This is a genomic window from Halohasta litorea (genome assembly GCF_024494645.1).
Lineage (GTDB): Archaea > Halobacteriota > Halobacteria > Halobacteriales > Haloferacaceae > Halohasta > Halohasta litorea.
Genome location: NZ_JANHDJ010000007.1, coordinates 110,473 through 123,316 on the forward strand (window position 1 = coordinate 110,473; position 12,844 = coordinate 123,316).

The 12,844-nt window shown below is 63.4% G+C and carries 22 protein-coding genes; 14 read left to right on the forward strand and 8 right to left on the reverse strand.

Going from position 1 to position 12,844, the window contains the following annotated elements:
• Positions 1-21 precede the first annotated feature (21 nt).
• Positions 22-1,422, forward strand: coding sequence for a dihydrolipoyl dehydrogenase family protein (locus NO877_RS16080; protein WP_256397369.1), 1,401 nt, complete (start codon positions 22-24; stop codon positions 1,420-1,422).
• Positions 1,423-1,469: 47 nt separating this feature from the next.
• A complete protein-coding gene (locus NO877_RS16085) occupies positions 1,470-2,111 on the forward strand; it encodes a DUF6663 family protein (protein WP_256397370.1) in 642 nt (213 codons plus the stop codon).
• 24 nt (positions 2,112-2,135) lie between these two features.
• Here the strand turns inward: NO877_RS16085 and NO877_RS16090 are convergent, their stop codons facing one another.
• On the reverse strand, positions 2,136-2,516 hold the full coding sequence (locus tag NO877_RS16090; RefSeq protein ID WP_256397371.1) for a CBS domain-containing protein: 381 nt from the start codon (positions 2,514-2,516) through the stop codon (positions 2,136-2,138).
• A gap of 467 nt (positions 2,517-2,983) precedes the next feature.
• Between NO877_RS16090 and NO877_RS16095 the strand changes: the two genes are divergently transcribed.
• The gene (locus NO877_RS16095) at positions 2,984-3,466 is read left to right on the forward strand and encodes an Lrp/AsnC family transcriptional regulator (RefSeq protein ID WP_256397372.1); all 483 of its coding nucleotides are present in this window, start codon (positions 2,984-2,986) and stop codon (positions 3,464-3,466) included.
• On the opposite strand, the gene NO877_RS16100 is transcribed toward NO877_RS16095, so the two are convergent.
• Genes NO877_RS16100 through NO877_RS16110 form a run of 3 tightly spaced genes read right to left on the reverse strand, consistent with a single transcriptional unit; the run spans position 3,463 to position 4,876 of the window.
• Positions 3,463-4,059 (reverse strand): uracil-DNA glycosylase, encoded by a 597-nt coding sequence (locus NO877_RS16100; RefSeq protein WP_256397373.1) that lies wholly within the window; start codon positions 4,057-4,059, stop codon positions 3,463-3,465. The two genes, NO877_RS16095 and NO877_RS16100, sit on opposite strands and share 4 nt — an antisense overlap.
• A 24-nt stretch (positions 4,060-4,083) precedes the next feature.
• Positions 4,084-4,668: an endonuclease dU gene (locus NO877_RS16105; protein ID WP_256397374.1), complete on the reverse strand. Its 585-nt coding sequence runs from the start codon at positions 4,666-4,668 to the stop codon at positions 4,084-4,086.
• A gap of 16 nt (positions 4,669-4,684) precedes the next feature.
• Entirely contained in the window at positions 4,685-4,876 is a 192-nt protein-coding gene (locus NO877_RS16110) for a DUF5786 family protein (RefSeq protein ID WP_256397375.1), read from the reverse strand.
• Positions 4,877-4,955: 79 nt separating this feature from the next.
• Here NO877_RS16110 and NO877_RS16115 point away from each other — a divergent pair, with 79 nt between their 5' ends.
• On the forward strand, positions 4,956-5,576 hold the full coding sequence (locus NO877_RS16115) for an MBL fold metallo-hydrolase (RefSeq protein WP_256397376.1): 621 nt from the start codon (positions 4,956-4,958) through the stop codon (positions 5,574-5,576).
• A gap of 99 nt (positions 5,577-5,675) precedes the next feature.
• Here the strand turns inward: NO877_RS16115 and NO877_RS16120 are convergent, their stop codons facing one another.
• Entirely contained in the window at positions 5,676-5,825 is a 150-nt protein-coding gene (locus tag NO877_RS16120) for a 50S ribosomal protein L40e (protein ID WP_256397377.1), read from the reverse strand.
• A gap of 53 nt (positions 5,826-5,878) precedes the next feature.
• Positions 5,879-6,145 (reverse strand): thioredoxin, encoded by a 267-nt coding sequence (trxA, locus tag NO877_RS16125; protein WP_256397378.1) that lies wholly within the window; start codon positions 6,143-6,145, stop codon positions 5,879-5,881.
• A gap of 102 nt (positions 6,146-6,247) precedes the next feature.
• On the opposite strand from trxA, the gene NO877_RS16130 reads away from it, so the two are divergent.
• From NO877_RS16130 to NO877_RS16155, 6 genes are all read left to right on the forward strand, one after another.
• Complete coding sequence (locus NO877_RS16130; RefSeq protein ID WP_256397379.1) at positions 6,248-6,409, forward strand: preprotein translocase subunit Sec61beta; 162 nt, start codon at positions 6,248-6,250, stop codon at positions 6,407-6,409.
• Positions 6,410-6,453: 44 nt separating this feature from the next.
• A complete protein-coding gene (pdxT, locus tag NO877_RS16135) occupies positions 6,454-7,065 on the forward strand; it encodes a pyridoxal 5'-phosphate synthase glutaminase subunit PdxT (protein WP_256397380.1) in 612 nt (203 codons plus the stop codon).
• Positions 7,062-7,373: a phosphoribosyl-ATP diphosphatase gene (gene hisE / locus NO877_RS16140; protein ID WP_256397381.1), complete on the forward strand. Its 312-nt coding sequence runs from the start codon at positions 7,062-7,064 to the stop codon at positions 7,371-7,373. Before pdxT ends, hisE begins: the two co-directional genes overlap by 4 nt.
• Before the next feature lie 293 nt (positions 7,374-7,666).
• Positions 7,667-8,479 carry a prephenate dehydratase gene (pheA, locus tag NO877_RS16145; RefSeq protein WP_256397382.1) on the forward strand — a complete coding sequence of 271 codons (813 nt, stop codon included), beginning with the start codon at positions 7,667-7,669 and terminating at the stop codon, positions 8,477-8,479.
• An 81-nt stretch (positions 8,480-8,560) separates the two neighbouring features.
• Positions 8,561-8,992, forward strand: coding sequence for an Hsp20/alpha crystallin family protein (locus NO877_RS16150; protein ID WP_256397383.1), 432 nt, complete (start codon positions 8,561-8,563; stop codon positions 8,990-8,992).
• 102 nt (positions 8,993-9,094) lie between these two features.
• Positions 9,095-9,517 (forward strand): Hsp20/alpha crystallin family protein, encoded by a 423-nt coding sequence (locus tag NO877_RS16155; RefSeq protein ID WP_256397384.1) that lies wholly within the window; start codon positions 9,095-9,097, stop codon positions 9,515-9,517.
• Between the two features lie 16 nt (positions 9,518-9,533).
• Here the strand turns inward: NO877_RS16155 and NO877_RS16160 are convergent, their stop codons facing one another.
• Positions 9,534-9,959 carry a hypothetical protein gene (locus NO877_RS16160; RefSeq protein WP_256397385.1) on the reverse strand — a complete coding sequence of 142 codons (426 nt, stop codon included), beginning with the start codon at positions 9,957-9,959 and terminating at the stop codon, positions 9,534-9,536.
• Positions 9,960-10,053: 94 nt separating this feature from the next.
• Between NO877_RS16160 and NO877_RS19930 the strand changes: the two genes are divergently transcribed.
• Positions 10,054-10,143, forward strand: coding sequence for a hypothetical protein (locus tag NO877_RS19930; protein WP_425492958.1), 90 nt, complete (start codon positions 10,054-10,056; stop codon positions 10,141-10,143).
• Positions 10,143-10,931 carry a DUF7089 family protein gene (locus NO877_RS16165; RefSeq protein WP_256397386.1) on the forward strand — a complete coding sequence of 263 codons (789 nt, stop codon included), beginning with the start codon at positions 10,143-10,145 and terminating at the stop codon, positions 10,929-10,931. Before NO877_RS19930 ends, NO877_RS16165 begins: the two co-directional genes overlap by 1 nt.
• Before the next feature lie 30 nt (positions 10,932-10,961).
• Here NO877_RS16165 and NO877_RS16170 read toward each other — a convergent pair whose 3' ends face one another.
• Positions 10,962-11,540 carry a DUF7090 family protein gene (locus tag NO877_RS16170; RefSeq protein ID WP_256397387.1) on the reverse strand — a complete coding sequence of 193 codons (579 nt, stop codon included), beginning with the start codon at positions 11,538-11,540 and terminating at the stop codon, positions 10,962-10,964.
• A gap of 144 nt (positions 11,541-11,684) precedes the next feature.
• On the opposite strand from NO877_RS16170, the gene NO877_RS16175 reads away from it, so the two are divergent.
• Both NO877_RS16175 and NO877_RS16180 read left to right on the forward strand, forming a co-directional pair.
• The gene (locus tag NO877_RS16175; protein ID WP_256397388.1) at positions 11,685-12,257 is read left to right on the forward strand and encodes a magnesium transporter; all 573 of its coding nucleotides are present in this window, start codon (positions 11,685-11,687) and stop codon (positions 12,255-12,257) included.
• Positions 12,254-12,826, forward strand: a complete 573-nt coding sequence (locus NO877_RS16180) for a magnesium transporter (RefSeq protein ID WP_256397389.1) — start codon at positions 12,254-12,256, stop codon at positions 12,824-12,826. Before NO877_RS16175 ends, NO877_RS16180 begins: the two co-directional genes overlap by 4 nt.
• The last annotated feature ends 18 nt before the right edge of the window (positions 12,827-12,844 follow it).

Below are 12,844 nucleotides of genomic sequence, written 5' to 3' on the forward strand. Positions count from 1 at the left end.
ACTGGCTGTCAACTGGCCACCATGCACGTCATGATTATCGGCGCCTACGGCAGCGCCGGATCGGCCGCTGCCGAAGGGCTGGCCGACTACGTCGGCGGGGCGGTCGACCGACTGACACTGGTCGACGACGGCGAACCGGGCGGCGGACTCTGTATCCTCAACGGCTGTATGCCCTCGAAGGAGGTGCTGTCGGCGGCGGCCCATCGGTTTCAGGTGCGTGCGGACGATCGGCTCGACGGCGAGCCGCCAACGATCGATCTGGATCGCGTCGTCGAACGGAAAAACGACCACGTCGAGCGCTTCGCGGCCCACCGCCGCGGGGCGATCCAGGAGCTGAGCGAACGCGAGGGGATCGAGTTCATCCACGACACCGCCCGGTTCGTCGACGATCAGGTCGTCGCAATCGACGGCGAGCAGTATGCGCCCGACTACGTCGTGATCGCCACCGGCTCTTCGCCGAAGGTGCCCGACCTGCCGGGGATCGATTCGGTCGACTGCTACACGAGCAAAGACGTCCTGGATGCGACCGAACTCCCCGACTCCGGCGTCGTGATGGGCTTCGGTTACGTCGGGCTCGAACTCGCGCCGTATCTCGCCGAAGCGGGTGTGGACCTCACGGTGATCGAACACGACGCCCGGCCCCTCGACGAGGCCGACCCCGTCTTCGGCGACGAACTCCTGGAGCTCTATCGGGAGGCGTTCGACATCGATATTCTGACGAATACGTGGGAAAAACGGGTCGAAGCGACCGACGAGGGCGTTCGGCTCCACATCGAGCAATCCGCAGGCGAGAAAGCCATCGACGCCGAGGGGCTGTTCCTGTTCACCGGCCGGAAGCCGACGCTCGACTCGCTGGGGATCGAACACACCTCGCTGCGGCCCCGAGAAGGGTGGGTCGACGCGACGATGTGTGCGGTCGACGACGAGCGAGTCTTTGTCGTCGGCGACGTCAACGGGAAGGAGCCGATCCTCCACGTCGCCAAAGAACAGGGGTACGTCGCGGCCGACAACATCGTTGCCCATCACACTGGCGAGCGGTTGGACCGCTACAGCAACATCCATCACCACGTGGTCTTCGCGGGGGCGAGCGTCTACCCTTTCGCCCGCGTCGGCCACACGCCCGAGAGCGCCGAGATGGCCGGGTTCGATGTCGTCACCGCGACGCGGTGGGCTGCGGACGACGGGGTATTTAAAGTCAAGGACGTGCCCGACGGGCTCGCTCGGCTGACCGTCGACGCCGACACCGGCACCGTGCTGGGGTATCAGGGGCTCCACGCCCACGCCGATTCGATGGCCAAAACGCTCCAGGTGATCGTCGAGTTGGAACTCGATGTACGGGAGGTGCCGGATCGGGCGTATCACCCGACGCTGCCCGAAATTCTCGATGGGTTGTTCCGGGAGACCGTCGCGCAACTCGACTGAGCGGCGAAGTCGGGTGGCTTATTCGAGTCGACGCCTCAGAGACAGCTATGGAACCGACGACGACCGGCCGGTTTCGGGTGCTGGATCGGCGGCCCGACGGCAGAATCCTGTTGGTCGACCTCGACGAAGCGGTCGCCGCGGTGAAAGACGACGATCCGGAGGCCGACCTCCAGCCGCTGGCGGCGGTCCCGCCGACGGCCGACGATGCGCTCGCCGAGACTGTCAGCGAGCTAAAACCGGGGTACGTGGTCACCGCAAGTCTCGCATGGGACGACAGTGAGGCGGAGTTCGTCGACTGCGAGATCGAAGAACAGACGTGGATCCAGTACGCCGACGGCGTCAGCGGCCTCTTCGAGGTCGCCCAGGAGACCTGGTACGACGCCCAAATGGCTGGCGACGCAATGAACTCCAGGACGACCTACAGCACCGACAACGAGGCCAACGGCGTCGTCTACACCTTCGCCAAACAGACCCCGCCACGAGACCTTTTTAAGGAGTTTCGAACCGGCGCGACGCCCATCGAGCCGCTGATCCAGCGCGTCGAGGCCGAACGCGACGACAGCGAGGATCGGGCCGTCTTCGTGATGAACCCGGTCGACGAGGAGTTCGTCCTGATCTATATCGTCTTCCGGAAAGACGGGATGCTCGCCGAAACGGTGCGGGACACCTACGGCCTGCCGCCGCTTTAAATAGCACCGGCACGGCTGGCCGCCTCAGGCGAGCGCCATCGTGATATCGGTCGAGGAGACGATGCCGACGTAGTCGTTGTCGGCGTCGACCACCGGCAGGTGTTTGATGCCGAAGTTGGTCATCATCGCGGCAGCCTCCCCGAGCGGCAGCGACCGGGGGACGCGCTCGACCGGCGAGGTCATCACCTCGCCCACCGTCACCGTGGTCGTGTCGGCGGCCTCGGCGACAGCGGCGACGATATCCGAACTCGTGACGATCCCAGCCTCCGCCCCCGGCACGAACAGGGCGTTGATCTCATCGTCGTGCATCATTTGGGCGGCCTCCCTGACTGTGGCCTCCGGCGAGGTGGTGATGATCGGCTCCGACATGAGATCCTCGACCGTTCGGTTGGACTCAGTTGACATATACCATACTCTAGAGGCGATGGGCTTTGCTGTTTCGCCTGTCACGGAATGCTGGCTGGCACAAGCCAGCGACGGCCCGACTACTGTGCGAAAATGAGATGCGTTCAGTGGATGAACAGCTCAACTGGCCCGAGAGCACAAGCCCCCCAGCCCGGAACGCTCGGGTAACAATCGACTCATCTCATAGGGACAGGCTCCCCATACCCAGTTGGGTGTCCCCGGCTCAACTGGCAATCCACAGTACACCGTGTCGATATAAAAACACATCTGTGAGAAAGTTTTGCGAGACATATATACGCAGTTCGAAATCCGCAGTGTACAGCCGGTGTTTGTATACAAAGTGAACTTCCACGAGTACGTTCCGCGGTCGAATCCGCGGACCACGACGATCCGTTCCGGCTTATATAAAAGAGAGACAATATTCACACCGCAATAGAACCTATAGACGGTGCTACCCGAAAGGGAGTATGGGCCCCATACTCGATGCCGTCGATCGACAGATCCTATATACCCTCCAGGAGGATTCCAGAACGCCGATCACGGCGATCGCCGACGAGCTCAACGTCTCGGATAACACCGTCCGCAACCGGCTCTCGAAACTCGAAGAACGCGGCGTGATCGAGGGCTACTCGATACAGATAAATTACGATCACGCGGGGATCCCCCACTACTACCTCTTCGTCTGTACCGCGGGCATCCAGCAGCGAGAACGACTGGCGACGAAGGCCACGGATATCCCGGGTGTCCTGGAAGTGATGACGGTCATGACGGGGATGGGAAACGTCCATATCAGGGCCGCTGCGATGGGAAAAAACGAGATCACCAATATCGCAGAGCAGTTGGACAGCATGGGACTCAGAGTCGAAAAGGAACATCTCATCTGGACCCACAGGAGCCAGCCGTGTACCGTCTTCAACAGGGAGTCCGCCGAGACGAATCCGAGGCTCTAGTAGTCGCCCAGTCTCGACTGGCCGTTGCCGCCGCCACCGAGCCCGGTGAGGTCGACGGCCTCGGCGATCGTCTCGAAAAACGTCTCCCGCTGGCTCCGGTCGTACAGTGTCGCGGCCGGATGGACCGACAGCAGCACCCGCTGTGAGCGCTCGCCGAAGCGGGTTTCGACGATATCGCCCGCCTCGCCGGTGATCCCGACCGATCGCTCTAAGAGGTGTTCACTTGGGACCTTACCCAGCGTGACGACAACCACCGGCTCAACGGCGGCGATCTCGCTGTCGAGATACCCCCGGCAGTTGGCGAGTTCTTCCTTGGTCGGATCGCGGTTCTCCGGCGGTCGACACCGCACGCAGTTGGTGATCCGGACCTCCTCCCGGAGGACACCGGCCTCGCTGAGAGCATCATCGAGGACGGTCCCCGACCGGCCGACGAAGGGTTCGCCCTGCTCGTCTTCGTTCTTGCCCGGCCCCTCGCCGACAAACAGCAGGTCGGCGTCCTCGGGGCCGACCCCGTTGACGATCCGGCTCCGTGAATCGACGAGTTCGGGGCACCGCTCGCAGTCCTGCACACAGAGACCGTCGAACTGCTCCATACCGAACAGGAGGTCGGCACTGGCTTAATCCTCCGTTTTTTCCGGTGGGTCGAGCTGCTGTTGGCGACCGGCGCGGGCGGCGAGCCGCGCGACGCGCAGGGGTTCGGGCCGACCGCTCCCCTCGGGTGTGAACGCACGCAGAACTGCGGCGGCCGCGTCGGTGTCGATCCCGACAGCCCGGAAAAACACCGTGTCGTCACCGACCGGCAGGCGACTACGGGGTGGGAGCCGACGGTACACATCGAGGCGTCGGTCAAGTGCCGCGCCCGCGAACTGCTCGCGGAGCGACCCGGCGAGCCCGTCGCTGTCCTCGAAAGAGACCGCGAGGACAGGGCGATGGGTGTGGTCGGCCAGCGCGGCGAGATCGACGAGATTGAACCACGCGGGTGCGATGCCAGCAATCAGCACCCACTGCACGTCAGGGCGGGCCAGCCGGTCCCACAGCTCACAGCAGGCGGCGGTCGCATCGCTGCCGCCGATGGTACACGTCGCAAAAACGAGGTCGTCGACGACCCGGTCGGCACGGACGACTGCCCCACAGAGCTGGCTGCGGTCGGCGGCGTCCGAAGCGGCGATCCCGAGGGCGCGGCTGCCGGGTTTGGGTGGCATTCGGCGGCGCGGCCGACTACTCTTCGGGCTCCTCGGAGTCCTTCATCTCCTGGAGTCTGTCCAGCAGCTCGTCGTTCGACGCGCCGATATCGAAGTCGACCGTCCCGGAGTGGTCGTTTTCCTCCGTATCGTGACCGTCCTCGTCGTCGAAGTCGGTGTCGAAGTCCTGGTTCTCCTGTTCAGACTCATCGTAGCTTCCGAAGCCCATACGGAGTATACTACTGGAGCCGAACACAAAAATCCACGCACAGCCCGGTCCTTTTTAGTATCCCCGTCCTGTCTCCGGTATGGAACCGATCAACGTCACCGAATCCGCCGAGGTCTTCACCTGCAACGCCTACCTCATCGACGGCGAAACATCGACGCTCGTCGACGCCGGAACCATGCCCGGCGTCGAAGAGATCGTCGCCGACCACGTCGACACGCTCGATCAGGTCGTGTTGACACACCAACACGGCGACCACGTCGCCGAACTCGAGGCCGTCCTGTCGGCGTTCGACGCCGACGTCTATGCCTACGACGACCACCCCCACCGCACCCACAGCATCGACGACGGCGATTCGATCGCGATGGGCGATGAGGAATTCGAAGCGGTCTACACGCCGGGCCACGCCGCCGACCATCTCTCCTTTATCGGCGAGTCGACGCTGTTCAGTGGCGATGTCGTCGTGTATAATGACGGCGCGTTCGACGACGGGAGCTTCGGCCGCACCGACCGACCGGGACAGTCCCGCGAGCGACTGATCGAGAGCCTGAAGACGATTCTCGACCGACTGCCCGACTCGGTGACCGCGATGTACGCGGGTCACGGCGGCCCGTTCCACGCCACCGACGACGAGACGGTCAGAGACGTGATCGAGCGCGCCCTCGAACGCGCCGAGCGGCGCGAGCCGAAATACCCCGAGTAGCGGCCGCCGAACGGGGCGCGTAGCCGACGACTAACAAAACAAGGAAGTCGACAGAAGGGACTCACGGACTGTTGGCACGGATAAGAAAGGGCCGACAGATCAGGCTGCGCGTCGCTCTTTGGCCTTGGGTCGGAGTCGGTCGTAGCCGCATTTCCGACAGCTCTTGGCTCGCGGGGAGTTGCGAGCGTTACAGCGCATACAGATCTGTTTGTTGAGGGTTCGCTCGGTGGCGTTTTCGTTGCTTGGCATACGGCCCTATCGTCGGCGTCGCTGTTTAAGCGTTCCGAGACGGACGGCGCGGCTCAGGCGCTGGCTTCTTCGAGGGCAGCTTCGAGGTCCTCGCGCTGGGTGACGCCGACGAAGCGGTCGACGATGCCGTCGTCGTTTTCGATCACCAGCGTCGGCAGCGAGCGGACCTGATACTGGTTGGCGACGTCCTGCTCTTCGTCGACGTCGACCTTCGCGAACTCGACGTCCTCGTAGTCGGCTTCGAGCTCCTCCAGGATCGGGTCCTGTGTCTTACACGGGCCACACCAGTCTGCGTAGAAATCTGTGAGTCGAACCGTCATTTGTATTCCCGGTCGTGGGTTGCCGAGGTGGCCGCATAAGCGTTTCCAAGCGCGCGAACGGAAGCCGAAACGCTTAGGATGGCAAGGTGTCCTACAACGACTATGAGCTCAGGTGACTCCGGCGGGCTGATGTCCAGTGCCGGACTCGTCCGGTATTTCGACTCCGAGGATCGGAACGCGATCCGTATCAATCCGAAAACAGTCATCGCCTTCTGTTTGCTGTTCGGCCTCGGCGTCCAGATCCTCTCGCTGACGATCGCCTAACGCCGAACGCGGTCTTTTTCCCCGCCGCCCGCGGTTGTCCATCTATGATAGCTGGCGTTATCGCCGTCCAGGGCGACGTGAGCGAACACGCCGCGGCGATCCGACGGGCCGCTGCGGCCCACGACGTCGACTGCGAAGTACGGGAGATCCGAACCAGTGGCGTCGTCGGCAACTGTGACGTCCTGCTGCTGCCGGGCGGGGAGTCGACGACCATCTCCCGACTGCTCGCCGACGAAGGCATCGACGACGAGATCCGGGCCCACGTCGAGGCGGGCAAGCCGATCTTGGCCACCTGTGCGGGGCTGATCGTCGCCGCGGCGGACGCCAAAGACGACCGTGTGAAAACGCTCGATCTGCTTGATGTAAGCGTCGACCGCAACGCCTTCGGCCGACAGAAAGACAGCTTCGAGGCCCCGCTCGATATCACGGGTCTCGACGAGCCGTTCCCCGCGGTCTTCATCCGTGCGCCGCTGATCGACGCGGTCGGCGACGACGTGGAGGTGCTCGCCGACTGGGAGGGCAACCCCGTTGCGGTCCGGCAGGGACCGGTCGTCGCCTCCTCGTTTCACCCGGAACTCACTCCGGATACGCGACTCCACCAGCTGGCCGTTTTCCGTGACAACAAAGCCGTCGCGCCGCGGAAGGTCGACCAATGAGCGACGAAAAAGCAGCCGAAGCCACTGAAGCGGTATTCGACGAACTGTTCGCGACGATCAAACAACGACAGGAAGAGCTCCCAGAGGACTCCTACACGGCCTCGCTGTTCACCCACGAGAAGGGTGAAAACGAAGTCCTCGAAAAGCTGGGCGAGGAGTCGACCGAACTGATTCTGGCGGCCAAGGATGACGATCTCGATGAGCTACAGTACGAATCCGCCGATTTCGTCTACCATCTGCTCGTCCTGTTCGCAATGAAGGGGTTGGACGTCGACGATCTGCGGGCGGAACTCGAATCGCGGTTCTGACGCCACCGACTGTCGGCGTGTTCCACCCGCGTCGTCACTCATCGCCTTCAGCGTCGTCCGAACGGAACCAGTGATAGAGTTCGGCGAACAGCTCGACCACCAGCTCTACCCCCTTAAAAACTACAACGAGGAGATCGTCGACCATCACCTACTCTCTGTGAAAACAGTTCATATGTATCCGTCGGAGACTGAAACGCCGACTCGAACCATCCATACCGAACGTCGACACAAGAGGGACGCCCGAACCTGTCGCTGCCGACGGCCTTTTCAAACCAGTTGACCAAACACGGCCAATGGACGCCGTTACGCTCGGTCCCGCCGGGACCTACTCACACCGTGCCGCCAGCGCCGTTTCCGACGACGTGTCGTTCCGCGAGTCGGTGACTACCATCATCGAGGCCGTCGCCGACGGCAGCTTCGAACGCGGCGTCGTCCCCATCGAAAACAGCATCGAGGGCAGCGTCACCGAAACGCTCGATGCGCTGGCCGACCGGGAGATCGCCGTCGTTAGCGAGATCATAACGCCGATTAGACACGCCCTACTCGCCCAGTCCGACGAATTTGAAACGGTCGCCAGCCACTCCCAGGCGCTGGCCCAGTGCCGGAGCTATCTGGAAACGAACTATCCGGAGGCCAACCAGGAGGCCGTCGCCAGCACCGCCCGCGGCGTCGAACGTGCCCGCCAAGACGGGTCGATCGCCGCCATCGGCCACCCCTCGAACGCGACCAACGGCACCGACCTGGCGGTGCTCGCCGAAGACATCCAGGACCAAGACTCGAATGCGACCCGGTTTTTCCTCTTGGCACCGGCCGCCGAGCGATCTGATGCGGGCGGCAAGACCACGCTGATCGTCTATCCGAACGTCAACTATCCCGGCCTGCTGTTGGAACTCCTGGAGGCCTTCGCCGACCGCAACATCAACCTCTCGCGGGTCGAATCCCGCCCCAGCGGCAACCGTCTCGGCGACTACCTGTTCCACTTCGATATCGAGGCCGGGGTCTACGAGAGCCGTGTCCAGGAGGCGATCGACGAGATCGAGACGATCGTCGACGACGGCTGGGTCCGCAACCTCGGCTCCTACGACACGAAACACGTCCTGTACTGACGCTCCGCGGCCGCGGATGGGGTCGTTCCTGTTGGGTTGGCGTCGACAATATTCATGTCTCTCAACGCCCATATTGTAGGTATGGCTGGACGACCCAACCCGTTCCGCGAACTCGACGAACTGATCGAACGAATGAACCGCCAGTTCGGTGAGCTGAGTGGGGGCTTCGAGAGCCAAGGGATGCTCTCGGAGGTGAGCGTCGACGTCGCCGATCAGGGCGATCAGCTGGTCGTCACCGCCGACCTCCCCGGCTTCTCGGGGGACGATATCGACCTTCGGGTCGACCGCGAGAGCCTCACCATTAGCGCCGAGTACGAGTCGGAAGAGACCGAGGAAAGCGACCAGTTCCACCGCCAAGAGCGGCGGCGCGAGTCGGTGCGCCGACAGCTCCCGCTTCCCGAGGCGGTCGACGCCCCGGAGGCCTCGGCCAGCTACAACAACGGGGTGCTGACCGTCACACTCCCAAAGCTCGATCCCGAGACCTCCAGCGGCTACCAGATCGACGTCGAATAACGGCGGTTCCTTTTATTTCGCAGCCGAATGGTAGACTGCTAACACGGCTCCATCTCCCTTTAAGCCATCAGCGATCGTATATGTTGGTTGGTGAAACACACAATGAAACGCACACCCACACCGTTCGATGGATTCGACCAGTTTGTCGGCCAGCTCGGCCGCGGTTTCGAGCTGATGGCAGCCGGTGAGGGAAACAGGGGGATGGCTGTCGATGTCGCCAACAACGACGGCGAGTTCGTCCTCACGGCCGACCTTCCGGGGTTCGACCGCGAGGAGATCGACCTCACGATCGACGACGCGGTGGTGACAATCAGTGCCGAACGCCACCACGAAAGCGACGAGACGGACGCGGAGTACCTCCACCGCGAACGGCGCACGGCGTCGGTCCAGCGGCGCGTTCGACTCCCCGAAGCGGTCGACGACGAGGGCACAACTGCGGCCTACCACAACGGCGTGCTCACGGTAACCGTACCCAAGGAATCGACGGAGACAGTCGACGAGGGACGACGGATCGAGATCGAATAGATCGAGGAGCGGTTTTTTAAGGCCGTTGCCGGTAGCGGATCGTCCGCGAGCCGCGGAACATCGGGCCGGTCCCCGCCGTCTGGAATCCCGCGGCCTCGACGGCTGCCTTTTTGTCAGTTGCCTCGGTCTCGACCAACACCTCGACGTCCATGTTCTCGCTGGCGGCGAAGCGAACCGGTTCGGCCAGCAAGCGTTCGCAGGCGGCTTCAGTGCCGCCGAACTGCGTGACGTGGACCGTCTGATCGTGAGCATCGAAACTCACGAAGCCCAAAAGATCGGTATCGTCGGACTCGGTGTCGACGTTCGGATCGCGGTTTCCCTGCTGCCGTTCGGCGACGCGGACGCTCCGGTCGTGGACGAGGTTGCGGACGACATCCGCCGGTGCATCGGCCAGCGCTGCGATCGCCTCGGCGTCAGCTTCGACCGCATCCCGGACGTGCATACAGCCACGTATCGTCGCTGCCCGCATAAAATCAGGGGGCGGGAGGGCTGGCCGAGACTGAAGCCTTTATTTGGGAGCCACCGAACCGTACGGTATGAGCAAAGCTACCAAGATCGTGGCAGGGACAGTGGGCATCTCGGCGATCCTCGCGATCGGGATCATCCTCTCGTACGTCCTGGCCTAATGTTCAGCGAGCGGGAGCTGTCGCCGACGCTTGCGGCGGTCCGTGAGCGCTACGCACCCGAGGCAACTGTCCTGGATGTCGAACAGGATTTCGAGACCCTCCCCCCAGGAGTCGCCGAGGATCTCGGCCTCCTCGCGGCGTCGATCGAGCCTGCGAGCTACCCGACCGACTGGCTGCCCGAGTCCGCGCCGACGGCCCTCGAACAGTATGCGGGCCCGGCGTTTACCATCGGAATGCCGGGCGATGGAACGGTCGTCTGGACCACCCAGACCGAGCCGCCGACGATCCTCTTAAAAAAGCGGGCCGAGGGGACCCCCGAAGCGTTCCTGGAGTTCCTCGTCGCGGAGGCGTTCGTCAAGATCGATTGTGGGGTCCCCGAACAGTTCCTACCGTTTTTCGGCGCACAGTACGCCGAGTTGGCCGACGTGACGGGACTGGGTCCGGCCGACGTCTACCAGATCGCCGCCGCGCTGTTCGACGGCTGGGTCGGCCTCCAGACTCGTGAGGAATTTCAGTCCTGGAGCGACGACGACGAGTTCGAGCCGCTGTACGCGGCCTGGGTCGACGCGGGCGAGCGGCTCGAAGGCCGACTCGGCGAGCTGTCGGGGTCGGTCGCCCACGGAGAGATGACGTTCCCCGAAGCGACCGAGTACGCCTGTTCGGCGATCAAACACGGCCTCGAACTGCCGACGCCGTTCGCCGCGCTCGATACCGACGCCTACCGGGAGTACGGGGCCGACTACGCGGTTCGGTGGGCCGACAAAACGGTGTCGTCGCTGGCCGAATAGGCGGTCTATAGCTAAAAGGGGTGAGGGCTCTCAGAAATCGACGGTTACACTGCCGTCGTCGCCGAGGTCGACGACGCCATCGAACAGCGCGTGGAAGTCGTCGAGCGTTGCCTGGTCGTGGACCTCCTTCGAGAGGTGGAAAATGCCGACCGCGTCGTGTTCGTTCAGTAGCTCCAGGAGCTCCTTGGTCGCCTCGTGGACGCCCGCCTCGTCGGCGTAGTAGATCATCTCGGTCAGCGAGTCGACGCTGACCCGGACCTTGCCGTCGTGGCTCGCGAGGAACTGGCGTGTCTTCTCGACGATCCCGTCGAGGTCGTCGGGCGAGGAGACGTAGTGAACGTCGTCGGCCCCGCGTCGGGAGTAGCCGCGCTCGACAGAGAGGGTATCGAGGATCACGGCGTCGGACTCGTCTACGTCGTAGTGTTCGAGCTTCTGTTCGACCTCGCGGGCGGTGGTTCGCGTCGAGACGACGAGGAAGTGGTCGGTGTCAGTCTTCAGGAAGTCGGTGTCGATCCGGTCGGTTTCGCCGATACTGGGGTGGAGCAACAGCAGGCCGGTCCCGGCGGCGATCGTGTCGGGCGCGTTCTCGATAGCCAACGTATAGTCCATAGAGGAGTCAGCAACTGGGCGAACTTAATCATACGGCCTTTTATTTGCCGACTGTGTCTCCGATCAGTCAGAGTTGGGCGTCGGATCGGTCGTCGCCGATCTGCAAGTCACCTTTTTAGGCGTTCCACACCCACGTCGAGACGGATGTACGGACAGGACACCGCCAAAGACGTCTACCGGGACGCCTTGCCCGTCATCGTCGTCAGTCTCGTCGCCGGGCTGTTCGCCGGGACGATCCTCGGCAGCGAAACCATGCGCGAGGGGATCGAGAGCGTCCCCGGGCTTCTGTTGCTCCTGCCCGCCTTTTTGGCCACTCGCGGCGGTGTCTACGGCTCGCTCGGCGCGCGGATCTCCAGCGGCCTCCACCAGGGGATCATCGAGCCGCGGTTCGAACTCGACGAGCGGCTCGGGAACGCCATCGTCGCCTCCTTTATCAATGGAATGAGCGTCTCGGTGTTCATCGCCGTCGTCACCTTCATCGTCCTCACGCTGACCGGCCAGTCCGGGAGTCTCCTCCAGTTGGTCGGCATCATGGTCGTCGCCGGGTTTCTGAGCGCCGTCCTCATGCTGTCAGTGCTGGTGTCGGTGATCATCCTCGGCTACCGGCGCGGGCTGGACCCGGACAACATCATCGGCCCGGTCGTGACGACCCTCGGTGACGTCTTCGGCGTGCTGTTCCTGCTGGTCGGCGTCTACGTGACGGGACTGATCCTATGAGCGTCGGCGACGGAGGAACCGACGAGTGGTCGATCGGGCGGATGGTCCGAACGATGGTGCCGCTGTTGGCGGGGCTGTCGCTGCTCCAGATGGCCTCCGGCTCCGTCCTCGAAAGCTTCGAGGCGACGCTGCTGACCCAACCCTCGCTGCTCGTCTTGGTGCCGGTCCAGATCGGCACCGCGGGCAACCTTGCGTCGATCATGTGTTCACGGCTGTCGACCCAGCTCCATCTCGGGACGTTCGAACTCTCGCCGTCGAACCCGGCGATCCGGGCCAATACGGTCGCCGTCTTCGGGCTCGCGGCAACGGTCTTCGGCATCGTCGGTGTCGCCGCGTGGGCGATCGGACGAGTGCTTGGCGGATCGCTGAGTGTCGTCGAGGTGCTCACGATCTCGCTGGTCAGCGGGATGCTGTTGGCGCTGGTGGTGGTCGTGTTGAGCGTCGTCTCAGTGACCGCCTCCTACCGACTGGGCTACAATCCCGACGACACGACGATTCCGGTGGTCACCAACCTCTGTGATATCACGGGCGTCCTCATCCTGTTTGGGGTCGTCGTAGCCGTCCTCTAACCGCCCGTAGTCGTCGTC